This is a genomic window from Aeromonas sp. R10-2 (genome assembly GCF_040908445.1).
GTDB classification, from domain to species: Bacteria; Pseudomonadota; Gammaproteobacteria; order Enterobacterales; family Aeromonadaceae; genus Aeromonas; species Aeromonas veronii.
In genome coordinates, this window is record NZ_JBFODS010000013.1 from 1 (window position 1) to 12,707 (window position 12,707).

The 12,707-nt window shown below is 58.2% G+C and carries 11 protein-coding genes and 1 pseudogene; 9 read left to right on the forward strand and 3 right to left on the reverse strand.

Features of this window, described 5'->3' with window-relative positions; genetic code table 11:
- Positions 1-557, reverse strand: a pseudogene (locus AB5Y97_RS01875) (ISAs1-like element ISAs12 family transposase); the annotation flags it as partial.
- Positions 558-1,650: 1,093 nt separating this feature from the next.
- Here AB5Y97_RS01875 and AB5Y97_RS01880 point away from each other — a divergent pair.
- Together AB5Y97_RS01880 and AB5Y97_RS01885 are read left to right on the forward strand one after the other, a co-directional pair.
- A complete protein-coding gene (locus AB5Y97_RS01880; RefSeq protein ID WP_144716060.1) occupies positions 1,651-2,130 on the forward strand; it encodes an N-acetyltransferase in 480 nt (159 codons plus the stop codon).
- Between the two features lie 267 nt (positions 2,131-2,397).
- Complete coding sequence (locus tag AB5Y97_RS01885) at positions 2,398-3,396, forward strand: sensor domain-containing diguanylate cyclase (protein WP_058057085.1); 999 nt, start codon at positions 2,398-2,400, stop codon at positions 3,394-3,396.
- An 84-nt stretch (positions 3,397-3,480) separates the two neighbouring features.
- On the opposite strand, the gene AB5Y97_RS01890 is transcribed toward AB5Y97_RS01885, so the two are convergent.
- On the reverse strand, positions 3,481-4,107 hold the full coding sequence (locus AB5Y97_RS01890; RefSeq protein ID WP_144716061.1) for a porin family protein: 627 nt from the start codon (positions 4,105-4,107) through the stop codon (positions 3,481-3,483).
- Between the two features lie 1,276 nt (positions 4,108-5,383).
- On the opposite strand from AB5Y97_RS01890, the gene AB5Y97_RS01895 reads away from it, so the two are divergent.
- Positions 5,384-6,148: a helix-turn-helix transcriptional regulator gene (locus AB5Y97_RS01895; RefSeq protein ID WP_005336490.1), complete on the forward strand. Its 765-nt coding sequence runs from the start codon at positions 5,384-5,386 to the stop codon at positions 6,146-6,148.
- A 159-nt stretch (positions 6,149-6,307) separates the two neighbouring features.
- On the opposite strand, the gene AB5Y97_RS01900 is transcribed toward AB5Y97_RS01895, so the two are convergent.
- Positions 6,308-7,138: a UTRA domain-containing protein gene (locus AB5Y97_RS01900; RefSeq protein WP_368157214.1), complete on the reverse strand. Its 831-nt coding sequence runs from the start codon at positions 7,136-7,138 to the stop codon at positions 6,308-6,310.
- A gap of 198 nt (positions 7,139-7,336) precedes the next feature.
- Between AB5Y97_RS01900 and AB5Y97_RS01905 the strand changes: the two genes are divergently transcribed.
- From AB5Y97_RS01905 to AB5Y97_RS01930, 6 genes are read left to right on the forward strand one after another with little or no spacing between them, the layout of a single operon-like run.
- On the forward strand, positions 7,337-8,383 hold the full coding sequence (locus AB5Y97_RS01905) for an ABC transporter substrate-binding protein (protein WP_201947261.1): 1,047 nt from the start codon (positions 7,337-7,339) through the stop codon (positions 8,381-8,383).
- 10 nt (positions 8,384-8,393) lie between these two features.
- Complete coding sequence (locus tag AB5Y97_RS01910; RefSeq protein WP_201947132.1) at positions 8,394-9,227, forward strand: alkaline phosphatase family protein; 834 nt, start codon at positions 8,394-8,396, stop codon at positions 9,225-9,227.
- Entirely contained in the window at positions 9,227-10,123 is an 897-nt protein-coding gene (locus tag AB5Y97_RS01915) for an ABC transporter permease subunit (RefSeq protein WP_201947134.1), read from the forward strand. The genes AB5Y97_RS01910 and AB5Y97_RS01915 overlap by 1 nt, the downstream gene beginning before the upstream one ends.
- Positions 10,116-10,892, forward strand: coding sequence for an ABC transporter permease (locus AB5Y97_RS01920; RefSeq protein ID WP_368157196.1), 777 nt, complete (start codon positions 10,116-10,118; stop codon positions 10,890-10,892). Before AB5Y97_RS01915 ends, AB5Y97_RS01920 begins: the two co-directional genes overlap by 8 nt.
- A gap of 6 nt (positions 10,893-10,898) precedes the next feature.
- On the forward strand, positions 10,899-11,906 hold the full coding sequence (locus tag AB5Y97_RS01925) for an ABC transporter ATP-binding protein (RefSeq protein ID WP_139463669.1): 1,008 nt from the start codon (positions 10,899-10,901) through the stop codon (positions 11,904-11,906).
- Positions 11,907-11,945: 39 nt separating this feature from the next.
- Positions 11,946-12,599, forward strand: a complete 654-nt coding sequence (locus AB5Y97_RS01930) for an HAD family hydrolase (protein WP_368157197.1) — start codon at positions 11,946-11,948, stop codon at positions 12,597-12,599.
- Positions 12,600-12,707: the final 108 nt, after the last annotated feature.

The window sequence follows — 12,707 nt, forward strand, 5'->3', positions numbered from 1 at the left end:
AGGATGGTCTCGGCGATCTCGGTCTGGCACCCCATCGCATCGATGGATACCAGGCAGCCTTTGATGTCGAGCAGCGCCAGCAACTCGGGAATAGCGGTAATTTCATTGGACTTGGCGTCGGTTTTTATCTGTCCGAGCACCAGCTTATTGGCGGCGGCATAGGCACTGACCATGTGAATGGTCGACGTTCGATCCTCACGGTCATAGGAACTGCGCAGGGTTTTGCCATCGATAGCGACCAGGGCGCCATCGGTGTGCTGGTTAATGGCTTGAGTCCACCGCACAAAGGCGGCCTGAAACGGCTCTGGTTTGATGCCGGAGATGATCCTGGCAATGGTGTCATGGACAGGAATGCCGTTTTTAAACAGTCCCTTGGATTGAAACCAGGGAAGATGAACCTCGCCGAAATCCTCAATATCTTCCCAGCCCTCAGCCCCGCCGATCACGGCACAGACGGTGAGAAACAGGACATCGTAGAAGGGATAATAAATCTTGGCATGCTGGCGAGGGTCGTGAATATTGTCGAAGAACTGAGCGAAAACGGCATCAATAGACATGAGAGCACTCCTGAAAAGGAGCATGAGATCACAGCCGGATCACCAGGTCAAATTTCAGGGTGAGGATGTGAGCAAATTGTTAACTATGGAAATCATGGAAATTATCATTTTTTGGATTTCATGCGCATTTTTTGAGCTGAAATGACGTGCAGTGACGATTAAAAAGTGTGAAGGCGATCCTGACTATAAAGTTAACTGCATATCACAGGCCTATAAGTATTTGTTTTGTAGGCAAAAAACTATTTTTAATTTTTAACAAAATGTTCACGATCTCGCCCTGTTTGTATATTGTACTTGATTAGAGGAAAAAAAGCATGTTGGGCAACATTAAGGGGAGATTTGACAATTTGACATGCTTTCCGTAATTTTACTGGAGAATCAAAATGTAAGTAGCCACGACTCCGAAACCATTGATTTTCTGAGTTCATCATATTGAGCCTTAAATTGCAAAACCCGGAAAGGTAAAGGACTGTGGCCATCCGATTCCCAATCCGGGCTTAACAAACGTACTTAAATACGCATTCACAACATCTATATGATGTCGGCCACGAATGTCAGATATGATATATGATACCATCATCGCAGGAGTGTTCGACGTGAGTCTACTAGCCATCTGCGGCCATGCAAGTCGTCTGCTAGCCAGTGTACTGGTGAGCGTTCTACTTGACAGCTTGTGATACACCTTACTTCCTAAATAAGTAAGCGAAGACATAATAAATTATGGTGAGAAAAAACTCAATAATTTCTTGGTTGAGTCTTCGCCTGCTAGGCCTAATGTTTACCATGAAATATTATTTTCCTTCCCCTCATCCCTAGCCCTTCTCCCGCAAGGGGAGAAGGGAGGTTTGGCCCCGTGGTTATAACGTGATTGCTAACACCATATCTCTGATGCTGCTTTATCCCCTCTCCCTCTGGGAGAGGGCTAGGGTGAGGGGCGCAGGTTGGCACAATGCCAATTTTGCCCGCTTCGTGAAATCCGGTAGGGTGCAATGAACGAAGTGAATTGCACCGCTGCTATTTATCTGCCAAAAGGTGTAATGCGCTGCGCTTATTACACCCTACATCCAACCCACACACGACAGGATGTCATTGATTGCGACTTGAATTTAACACTATCGATCTGGATCGAGATTACGAGCTCTGTGTGCAGGCACGCAGGGATGCCTATTTTTGCAGCTTTCATACCCATGATGGCTTTGCCGACTTTATCGACGGCTATAGGGAGCGGATACGCGCAAGGCTGGGGCAAGCGCAATGGCACTACATTCATGTCTGGGCGGGTGAACAACGGGTGGGCCAGCTGGAGTTTCGCAGCTTTTCCGATGAACCCGAGACCGGCTATGTGCAGCTGATTTATCTGTTCCCCGAATATCGCGGCTGCGGGCTGGCCGCGCAGTTGCAGGCCTATATCCGCCAGCAGTTGCTGGGAGCGGGTTGTAAATGGGCGATGCTCTCCGTGAGTCGCACCAATGTGCGGGCCTTGAATCATTACCGGCGCTTTGGCTGGGTATTTCTGCGCCCCAATCCGAAACATCGGGAGACTGATTTTTATCGGCTGACTCTGGCCGAGTGACCTCTGTGGGGGCCTCTGGGTATCCCCTCATTTATTCCCATCACCCAAATGACTGAATCGTGAGTTAAATCCGGTAAATGGGGCGCGCTTGAGCCACACTTATGACCACCCTGATTCAGCCTGCGCCGTGAGTGGCCGATAACCGGGAAAACGGTGGTACGGTGGGGTTCTGGCTGACAGATCTGTTGCAATATGCCAAGGTAGCGCCTCACGACAACAGCGCGATTCCCCGTGGTGGCGCGGGGCGGAAGAACAAGGATAACTGCTATGGTGCAGGACAGTGACACGATCAGGATCTCGGATGTCAGCGAGGCCGTGGTGCATGGCATTCTGGAGGTGACCAGCGATGGCATCTGGGATTGGCATGCCAATACCGGTTTTGTCTATCGCAACCCGGGCTGGTACCGGATGCTGGGTTACGAGCCTCACTCCCTCGGCAATACCGTCTTCACCTGGGAGAACGTGATCCACCCCGACGATCTGGCGGCTGTGATGGCGAAGTTCGATCTCTGCCTGAGCGGCAGCGCCCATGAGTATCGCGCCGAGTACCGTTGCCGCTGCCGGGATGGCAGTTACCTCTGGATTGAGGATTGCGGCCGCATCATTGAGCGCAATCCCGACGGGTCTGTGGCGCGGATGATCGGCGCCCATCGCGATATCCACGCCAGCAAGTTGTTGCTGGAGCAGCTGGAGCGGCGCAATCAGTCGCTGGAGCAGCAGGTCGCCGAGCGTACCGCCGAGCTGGTGCGGCTCAACGAGGCGCTGCAACAGAAAGCCGAGGAGAACCGTCTGCTGGCAGAGACCGATGCCCTGACCGGTGCCGCCAGCCGCTATCGGTTGGAGCGGGCATTGCAGCTGGAGTGCGAGCGGGCGCGACGCTTCCATCAGCCGTTTACGGTGATCGCCATGGATGTGGACAACTTCAAGCAGATCAACGACAGCTATGGCCACAACGCCGGGGATCAGACCCTGATCAACATAGTGGCGCTGGTGCGCCGTCATATCCGCGAGATCGATCTGCTGGCCCGCTGGGGTGGTGACGAGTTTATGGTGTTGTTGCCCAACACCGGCCGCGAGGATGCGCTGGTGGTGGCGAGCAAGTTTCAGGCATTGATGGCGAGCGAGCCCATCTGTCCCCATGCGCCCGCTACCATGAGCTTCGGGCTGGCGGAGTATCAGCAGGATGAGCAGAAAGAGAGCCTGATGGTGCGCGCCGATCGGGCGCTCTATCAGGCCAAGCAGCTGGGTAAAGACCAGATCTGCTAACGCGGGGTACGGAAAAAGAGCAGTAAAAAGGGCCGCAGGTTTGAAACCTGCGGCCCTTTTGCATTGTTACTGACGCGGCGCGACTTAGAAGTGGTAGCGCAGACCCAGCTTGAAGGTATCCAGAGAGTAGTGCTCGTCACCCAGGCTCAGGGCGTCGAACTGGCGCTCGTAACCGATACCGGCAGAGAAGTGGTCGTTGAAGGCGTAGTCCAGACCTACTTCCAGATTGGGGTGTACCTTGCTCTTGGTTGCGCTCTCGTTTACCTGACCGCTGAAGCCGAGGAGGGTGGCGTTGCCGACAACTTCCACTTCGGTGCGGGTGTAGGCGATGCCCGGTTTGGCATAGGCGCTGAAGCCCCAGGCCAGCGGCTGACTCAGCTTGACTGCCAGGCTGATGCTGCGGGTTTCGATGGTGGTGTCGGCAAAGCCGGTTGCAATCGGGGAGGTTACCCAGGTCAGCTGATCCATCTGTTGGGCGTGCAGGCCACCTTCAACGGCCAACCAGGGTTTGAAGCTGTAACCTACGATCAGGCTGCCGCCGTCGAGTTGGTCGTCGATCACTTTGGCGTCATAGGCGTCTTTGGCAGCACCATCGAGATCCATCTTGGAGGTAGTCAGATCCAGACCTGCATACCAGCCTTCGGCATGGGCGCCGCCATTCATGGCCAGAGCAAGCAGGGAGAAAGCGGCAATTTTATTAAACTTGTTCATGGATAAATAACCTTGTGTTGCGTGAACTGCGTGTGATTTATATTGCTCAATCCATGAAGCTTTTTATATTTCCGTCATTGCTCTGCTTTCACAGAGGGGCCGCAGTATAGTCAGCGAATTTCTGAATAACAAGAGAGTGATTTCCCCATTCTTCTAAATATGACTGGCTGCAAGCAGGGGCATTTTGTTTAATAAATGGTGTTATTAGAGTTTTAGCTTTATTGAGGTTTAAATAATTAACTGGTGAGGCAAATGACAGGCTGAGGGTTCGATTTTGATTCTATGTGATTGATTTATATCAGCATTAAATTTTCATTCGAGCGTGACCATGATGAGCTGTCTAAAAATTGGCATCTCAGATGTCACTCACAGGCGCCAGGCTCTTTTCGATGATTTTTTGAACGCCTCACAAGGTGAAACCGTGAGAAAAAAATCTATCTTTTTGCCTGTTTTTTGCTCTTTTTGAGGTTTGGGATTGTTCCCATTGAGGGTTTTGGTGGTCTTTTGAGGCTGTTTTCACGTGGGCCATGTTGCCCATCAGATACGCAGATGGGCTCTTGTGGGTGGTTTTTCATTTCTCTCGGCAGCACTCGTTGGGGTGGGCATGAGGAGAGATAAGCAGATATGGGTCGTGCGGCCTGATTAATTTTGTCTGCTTATATACACAAGCCATTTAAAAGATAGATTTTTGGAGTTTTAAATAACTTTATTATATTCGTTTTTATATTTAACGAAGCTTTCCAATCAAGCCATTTAAATATATTGAATGGCAATGAAACGCTATTGATGATCGTTTAGGATACCTTGCCAGAGGGGGCGTGGTGGCTGGCGCATCAGTGGGCGGCGGGTGGCTGGTGACACTTCCCCTTGCCGGGGCCCTTGACCTGACCTGCGAATTCAGGGAAAAGAAAAGGGCGGTGCTATCAGCGCCGCCCAATGCCAGGAAAGAGAAAAAACCTTACGGTTTAAAAGATAAAAATTTGGAAGCAAACAATCGATTTCTCAACCAGGAAGGGTCTTGAATTCGATACGTTTCGATTATGCGCGATGTTCTATGCAGCACTAGCAAAATGTTTGCGGGTTGAAAGATATGCACTGTCTGGTGTCAGATTTTGCGCCCTCATCGTTCAACTGGTCTGTCCTGATGGGCTTTGTAGGCGATTTTTTCTCTAGGCTGTTTTTTCGGTGTCAATATCTGAGCCTTGAAGGTAAAAACAGGTCAGAAGCTGACTCGGCATAACCATGCAATGAAAGTGCGATAACAAGGAAGAGTGGCATGACCTACAGCCAGACCCTGGCCAACAATATTCTCGACACCCTGAAGAAGACCCTGACCGACAAGGGGATCCGCTATCAGACCCTGGCAGAAGCCATGGGTGTCTCCATCGCGACCGTGAAACGGATGATGAACAAGCCCTCGCTGCCGTTCGATACTCTGCTGGAGATCTGCCATCTGGTGGGGCTCTCGTTCGAGGAGCTGCTGGATCGCACTCAGGACGCCCAGAGTCGCCGCGCCGTCTTTACCCAGGAGCAGGACGAGGCGTTTCACAACGAGCCGGGGCTCTACGCCTTTCTCGCCAATATCTTCTGGCGCGACAAGACGCTGATCGATCTCAAGCGGGAGTACGGCCTGACCGATGCCTCCTGCTACCTCTATCTGCGCAAGCTGGAGAAGCTCGGCATTTTGCAGCTCGGTATCGACAACAGTTACCACTTCCTCATCAGCGAGCGGATCAGCTTCGAGCAGCACAGCCGCTTCGCCCGTCAGCAGGCGCGGCAGGCAATGTCAGTGCTGGGGGAGTATCTGGTGGAGAACATGCACAAGTCGAACAACTATATGGCGCTCTGTCAGCTGCACCTCAACGAGGGGGAGGCGATGGCGCTGATCGACCGGATGAAGGAGTACTGGCATCAGGAGATCAAGCTCAACCGCCCCGCTATCGGTCAGCAGGAGCATGCCAAGACCTACACCATGTCGCTGCAACTGGCAGACTGCGGCTACCAGAGCTTTGACGACATGATCCCCAATATCGACAACTGATCCCGGCGGATCCTGCGGGATCCGTGTCTGCTCGTGAGTCTGAGAGTGGTTACTCTGCCAGTTGCATGGGCTGCGCTTTGGCAATGATGGGTTGCAGCGCCCGGGTATTGAGGCCGATGCGGATCGCCACTGTGCTCGGCAGTGCTCTGGATATTTTCCCTAATCGGCGACCCGTGTTTGTTGCAGCTTGCCTGCGATCGGCTGCAATGCTCGCGTATCCAAACAAATGCGGATCGCATCCGGCCGCCAGTGCTCGATATCGCAATCCACCAGACCGCCTCGCTCGTCGTAGTTGACCCGCACCAGCCGTAGCACGGCGCTCCCCTCCGCCAGATTGAGGGCGCGGGCGATGGCGCCGCGCGCCGCCGAGGGGGTGATCTCGAGACTCGCCCCACCCTGGCCTATGCCATAGCGCTGCTGATAGAGCTCGGTGAGGGAGCTGGCCAGCGGTGCGCTGGCGATATCGGGAAAGCGACTCGCCAGCAGGTGGTGGCTGACATGAAGCACCGGGCGACCGTCGATCAGCCGCTGGCGGCGGATTTCATAAAGTGGGGTGAAGGGTTCCAGCCCCATCCAGCGGCACAGCTCGCTGCTGGCAAGCTCGCTGCCGTGGGCCAGCACCCGGGTTTCGGCGGTGCGCTGCTGTTCGCCGATCCACTGGTGAAAGTGGGTGTGGATGGCGGGATCGTAGGTGAGGCGGGGTGGCGCCACAAACCAGCCGCGCCGCTCGGCACGGTAGATAAGGCCGTCTGCTTCGAGGCTGGAGAGCGCCTCCTTGATGGTGATGCGGGTGGTGGCGAAACGCTCGCTCAGGGCCCGTTCGGCGGGTAGCTGCTGCCCGGCCCCCAATTGGCCGCTGCCGATATAGCGGCGCAGGGTCTGGCAAATCTGTTCGCACTTGGAGAAGGAGCGGCCATCGGCCATGCTCTGTTCGTTCACTCTCTGCTCGCTCAATCTCGGCTCGGTCACACTCTTGTCCCTGTTGCTTATTCAGAAGGCGGGTGGCTGGCCAATCCCTTACTGGAATAGTCCAGCCTCACTCGGGTTCAGAGTTGTAACCGCTGTGGATGACAGCGCCATGACAGGGTGATTGTCATCAAACTGCCATTAAAGCGCCCCGCCACCGTCACAATTCCCCTCTAGCATCCCTCTCGAACCTTAACTGACCTAGTCCAGAGGGATGGGATGATGAAAAGCGTGATCGCAAGTGCACTGGCCATGGTGGCCATCAGCCAACCACTTTTTGCAGCCGAAAATATCGCGGATCTCGAAAAGGCCGCCCGTGGCGAAGGCCAGCTCCACAGCATCGGCATGCCCGACAGCTGGGCCAACTGGAAGGATACCTGGCAGCAGCTCGGCAGCATCTACGGCATCAAGCATCAGGATACCGACATGAGCTCGGCCCAGGAGATCGCCAAGTTCGCCGCCGAGAAGGCCAATGCCACCGCCGACATCGGCGACGTGGGCGGTGCCTTCGGCCCGGTCGCGGTCAAGCAGGGGGTCACCCAGCCCTACAAGCCCTCCACCTGGGCCGACATTCCGAACTGGGCCAAGGATGCGGACGGCCACTGGATGCTGGCCTATACCGGCACCATCGCCTTCCTGATCAACAAGGATCTGGTCAAGGCCGCCCCCACCAGCTGGCAATCCCTGCTGGGTGGCGACTACAAGGTGACCCTGGGTGACGTGGGCGTCGCCTCCCAGGCCAACAACGGCGTGCTGGCGGCGGCCTATGCCACCGGCGGCAGCGAGAAGAATCTGAAACCCGCCCTGGATCTGTTCGGCAAGCTGGCCAAGCAGGGCCGTCTGTCGCTGAACGACCCGACCATCGCCAACATCGAGAAGGGCGAAGTGGAAGTGGGGGTGCTGTGGGACTTCAACGCCCTCAACTACCGCGACCAGATCGACCCCAAGAAGTTTGATGTGGTGATCCCGAGCGACGGCTCCGTCATCGCCGGCTACACCACCATCATCAACAAGTGGGCCAAGAACCCCAACGCCGCCAAGTTGGCGCGGGAATACATCCTCTCCGATGCAGGTCAAATCAACCTGGCCCGTGGCTACGCCCGCCCCATTCGCAGCAACGTGACCCTGCCGGATGACGTCAAGGCCAAGCTGCTGCCGGCCGAGCAGTATGCCAATGCCAAGCCGGTGCAGGATCACGCCGCCTGGGAGCAGAGCTCCAAGGCCCTGCCGCGCCAGTGGCAGGAAACCGTCATGATCAACATGCAGTAAGGAGTGGCCAGTGCAACACAAGGTGATAGTGGTACTTGTGGATGGCCTGGCAGCAGAGGTAGCCCATTGCATGGGCTACCTCTGTGGCATGGTGGAGGCAGAACGCGGCCTGCATACGACCCTGAGTGCCGCCCTGCCCTCCCTCTCCCGCCCTCTCTACGAGTGCATCCTGACCGGCGTGCCGCCGGTGGCAAGCGGGATCACCCACAACGGGGTGACGCGCCTGAGCCAACACGACGCCATCTTCCATCTGGCCCGGGCCGCGGGCAAACGCACCGCAGCGGCGGCCTACCACTGGGTGAGCGAGCTCTACAACCAGAGCCCCTGGCTGGCGGCCCGCGATCGCTTTACTCACGATGAGCAACTGCCCATCCAGCACGGCTGCTTCTACTGGGATGACGCCTACCCCGACAGCCATCTGCTGATGGACGGCGAGTGGCTGCGCAGCCAGTACGACCCCGATTTTCTGCTGATCCACCCCATGGGGGTGGACGATGCGGGCCACCAGTTCGGCCTCGATTCCCGCCAGTACCGCAATCAGGCGCGCCGCATGGACAGCCTGCTGGCCGACCTGCTGCCCCAGTGGCTGGCAGAGGGGTATCAGGTGGTGATCACCTCGGATCACGGCATGAACAACGATCTCAGCCATGGCGGCACCCTGGCCGAGGAGCGCACTGTGCCACTCTGGCTCTTTGGCGACGCCTTCGTCGAGCGCTGGCCGGATGGGGTGGCGATCGCCCAGACCCAGCTCTGCGCCCTGATGGCGGATCTGCTGGGAGTTCCCCACGACAAGCCGGCAGCCCCCCCGCTGCTCAAGGCGGCCTTTATGCGCGAGGTGCACTGATGATGCCTGCCACCACCGAGATCCTCGCGGATCAACAGGTGAAGCCACGCCGGGTGCGCCGCCACTGGCTGCCGGCCCTGGTGCTGCTGCCCTTTGTCCTCTTGATGATCCTGTTCCAGCTCGCCCCCATGGTGTGGGTGCTGGTGGGCAGCGTCCAGACCCCTGATGGCTGGGGTCTCGACCACTACCGGGAGATTTTGAGCTCCCCCTTCTACCTGCAATCCTTCGGCAACTCGTTGCGCATTGCCGGCATCGCCAGCCTGGCGGGGCTCGCCATCGGCACCCTCGGGGCGGCGGCGCTGCGCCACAGCGGCGAGCGGGTCAAGCGGGTGCTGCTGGCCTTTGTCACCATGACCGGCAACTTCAGCGGGGTGCCGCTGGCGTTCGCCTTCATCATCATTCTCGGCATCAATGGCGCGGTGACCCTGCTGCTCAAATCCTGGGGCCTCATCGACGGCTTCAACCTCTACTCTGGCAGCGGCCTTATCCTCATTTACACCTACTTCCAGATCCCGCTCGCGTTGCTGCTGCTCTACCCGGCGTTCGACGCCCTGCAGGAGGAGTGGCCCCAGGCCGCCGCGCTGCTGGGGGCGAGCAAGGGGCAGTATGTGTGGCACGTGGCGCTGCCGGTGCTGACGCCTGCGCTGCTCGGCACCCTGATCATCCTGTTTGCCAACGCGGTGGGGGCCTATGCCTCTGCCTATGCCCTCACTACCGGCAACTTCAATCTGGTGACCATCCGGGTGGCCAGTCTGGTCTCCGGCGACATCTTCCTCGAGCCCAATATGGCGGCGGCGCTGGCGGTGATCCTGATGGTGCTGCTGGGAGTGGTGACGGCCGCCAACCAGTGGCTGCTGAAAAAGAGCTATGTGAACAAGGGGCAATCCCATGCATGATTTGACGCCGCGCTGGCCCAAGTGGGTGTTGGGTGGGCTGATCGCCACCCTGCTGCTGCCGCTGCTGGCCACGTTTCTCTACTCCATCTCCACCCGCTGGGGGGCGACCCTGCTGCCGGATGGCTTCACCCTCGACTGGTATCTCAAACTGTGGGGCGACCCGCGCTTTCTGGCGGCGTTTGGCCGCAGCCTCCTGGTCTGCTTCGCCACCCTGCTGCTGGGCACCCTGGTGTTGATACCCACCGTGCTGGTGGTGGCCTACTACTTCCCCAAGCTGGATCCCTGGATGAACCTGTTGATCTTGCTCCCCTTTGCGGTGCCGCCGGTGGTCTCCTCAGTCGGGCTGCTGCAGATCTACGCTGACGGCGTTCTGCCCATTATCGGCACGCCGTGGATCCTGATCGGCACCTGGTTCACCGTGGTGCTCCCCTTCATGTACCGGGCGCTGGCCAACAGCCTGCAAGGAGTGCCGCTGAAAGATTTGATGGATGCCGCCCACCTGCTGGGGGCAAGCAGTCGGCACGCCTTCCTGCTGGTGGTGATCCCCTGCCTGCGCAAGGGATTGCTGGCGGCGCTGTTTCTCTCGCTCTCCTTCCTGCTCGGCGAGTTCGTGTTCGCCAACATGCTGGTAGGAACCCGTTACGAGACCCTGCAGGTCTACCTCTACAACATGCGCGCCACCTCGGGCCACTTCACCAGTGCGCTGGTGATGAGCTACTTCCTGCTGACCCTGCTGCTCACCTGGGCGGCCAACAGATTTCATCGGTGATCCAAGATGTTTCATTTAGAAGTCAATCAGTTGCACAAATCCTACGGCGATACGCCGGTGTTCGAGGGGATCGAATTCGGCATTCGCAAGGGGGAGCTGGTGACCCTGCTCGGCCCCTCCGGCTGCGGCAAGTCCACCCTGCTGAGGGCGCTGGCCGGGCTCACTCCGGTAGATGGCGGTCAGGTGCGGGTGGCCGGTGAAGAGATCACCTGGCAGGCGCCCCAGAAGCGCGGCATCGGCATGGTGTTCCAGAGCTATGCGCTCTTCCCCAACATGACGGTATGGGACAACGTTGCCTTCGGCCTCAAGATGAAACCCCAGCCGGGACGGGAGCTGGCGGCCAGCGTGCAGGAGGCATTGGCGCTGGTGGAGCTGACCGGCTTCGAGCGCCGCTATCCGGCCGAGCTCTCCGGCGGTCAGCGCCAGCGGGTGGCATTGGCCCGGGCTTTGGTGGTGCAGCCGCGGATCCTGCTGCTGGACGAGCCGCTCTCGGCACTGGATGCCCGTATCCGCCGCAGCCTGCGCCAGCAGATCCGCGAGATCCAGCAGCGCCTTGAGCTCACCACCATCTTCGTGACCCACGATCAGGAGGAGGCGCTCACCATGTCGGATCGGATCTTCCTGATGAACAAGGGATCCATCGTCCAGAGCGGTACACCGGAAGAGATCTATACCCGTCCCGCCAGCGAGTTTGTGGCGGGCTTTATCGGCAACTACAACCTGCTTGGCGCCGAGCAGGGCAAGTCGCTGTTCGGCCCCCGTTTTCAGGGCAAGCTGGCGCTGCGGCCGGAGTCCATCACCCTGCTGCCCGCAGGGGCGACCAGCAGCGAACCCAGCCTGCCCGGCATCGTTCGTCAGCAACAGCTGCTCGGCAACGTGATCCGCTATCAGGTGGAGTGCGAGGCGGGGCTGTTGACGGTGGACTGCCTCAACCGCTCGGCTGGCGATCTGCTGGCCACCGGCAGTGCCGTGACCCTGGCGGTGGCCCGGGATCAACTCTGTGAGGTAGCATGACGCCTCGTTTCATTTTCGTTGTTACCGCAAGGAGCCCTCATGGCACTGGCACTGTTTGATCTGGACGAGACCCTGATTGCCGGGGATTCCGCCAGCCTCTGGCTGGAGTACATGGTGGCCGAGGAGCTGGCCCCCGCCAGCATGATCGCCGAGGAGCAGGCCATGATGTCCCTCTACCATCAGGGCAAGATGGACATGCACCAGTACATGGCCTTCACCCTGCAACCGCTGGCGGGCAAGACGCGCCAGTGGCTCGACTCGCTCTGTGCCCGCTTTGCCGAGCAGGTGCTGCGCGAGCGCCTCTACCCCGAGGGGTTGGCGCGTATCGAATGGCATCGGGAGCGGGGCGACGATCTGGTGCTCATCTCCGCCTCCGGCGAGCATCTGGTGGCGCCCATGGCGAAGATGCTGGGGATGGATCACTGCGTCGCCATTTTGCTCGATGAGGAGGAGGGGATGTTGACCGGCCAGACCTGCGGCACCCTCAGCTTTCGCGAGGGCAAGGTGGCCCGCATCAACCAGCTGTTTGCCGGCAGGGACCACCTCTGGCAGGGGAGCTTTGGTTACAGCGACTCTCACAACGATCTGCCCATGCTGCGGGCGGTGAGCCATCCCCATGCGGTCAATCCGGCCCCCGCCCTACGCCAGCAGGCCGGGGAGCTGGGCTGGCCGGTGTGGGAGTGGCAGCGCTGAGTCGCGCGCCACACAGGCTTAACGTGCGGCAAGAAGCACGGAAAACAAAGAGAGAGGCTGGAGCCTCTCTCTTTGTTTTTGCTGACGGCGTTGTGGTTGATGCTGGCG

Excerpts from the sequence above, each read along its gene's own strand:
- AB5Y97_RS01920 (WP_368157196.1), top strand. The coding sequence starts at position 10,116 with ATGCATGATTTGACGCCGCGCTGGCCCAAGTGGGTGTTGGGTGGGCTG.
- AB5Y97_RS01890 (WP_144716061.1), bottom strand. The coding sequence starts at position 4,107 with ATGAACAAGTTTAATAAAATTGCCGCTTTCTCCCTGCTTGCTCTGGCC.
- AB5Y97_RS01905 (WP_201947261.1), top strand. The coding sequence starts at position 7,337 with ATGAAAAGCGTGATCGCAAGTGCACTGGCCATGGTGGCCATCAGCCAA.
- AB5Y97_RS01885 (WP_058057085.1), top strand. The coding sequence starts at position 2,398 with ATGGTGCAGGACAGTGACACGATCAGGATCTCGGATGTCAGCGAGGCC.
- AB5Y97_RS01915 (WP_201947134.1), top strand. The coding sequence starts at position 9,227 with ATGATGCCTGCCACCACCGAGATCCTCGCGGATCAACAGGTGAAGCCA.
- AB5Y97_RS01895 (WP_005336490.1), top strand. The coding sequence starts at position 5,384 with ATGACCTACAGCCAGACCCTGGCCAACAATATTCTCGACACCCTGAAG.
- AB5Y97_RS01930 (WP_368157197.1), top strand. The coding sequence starts at position 11,946 with ATGGCACTGGCACTGTTTGATCTGGACGAGACCCTGATTGCCGGGGAT.
- AB5Y97_RS01925 (WP_139463669.1), top strand. The coding sequence starts at position 10,899 with ATGTTTCATTTAGAAGTCAATCAGTTGCACAAATCCTACGGCGATACG.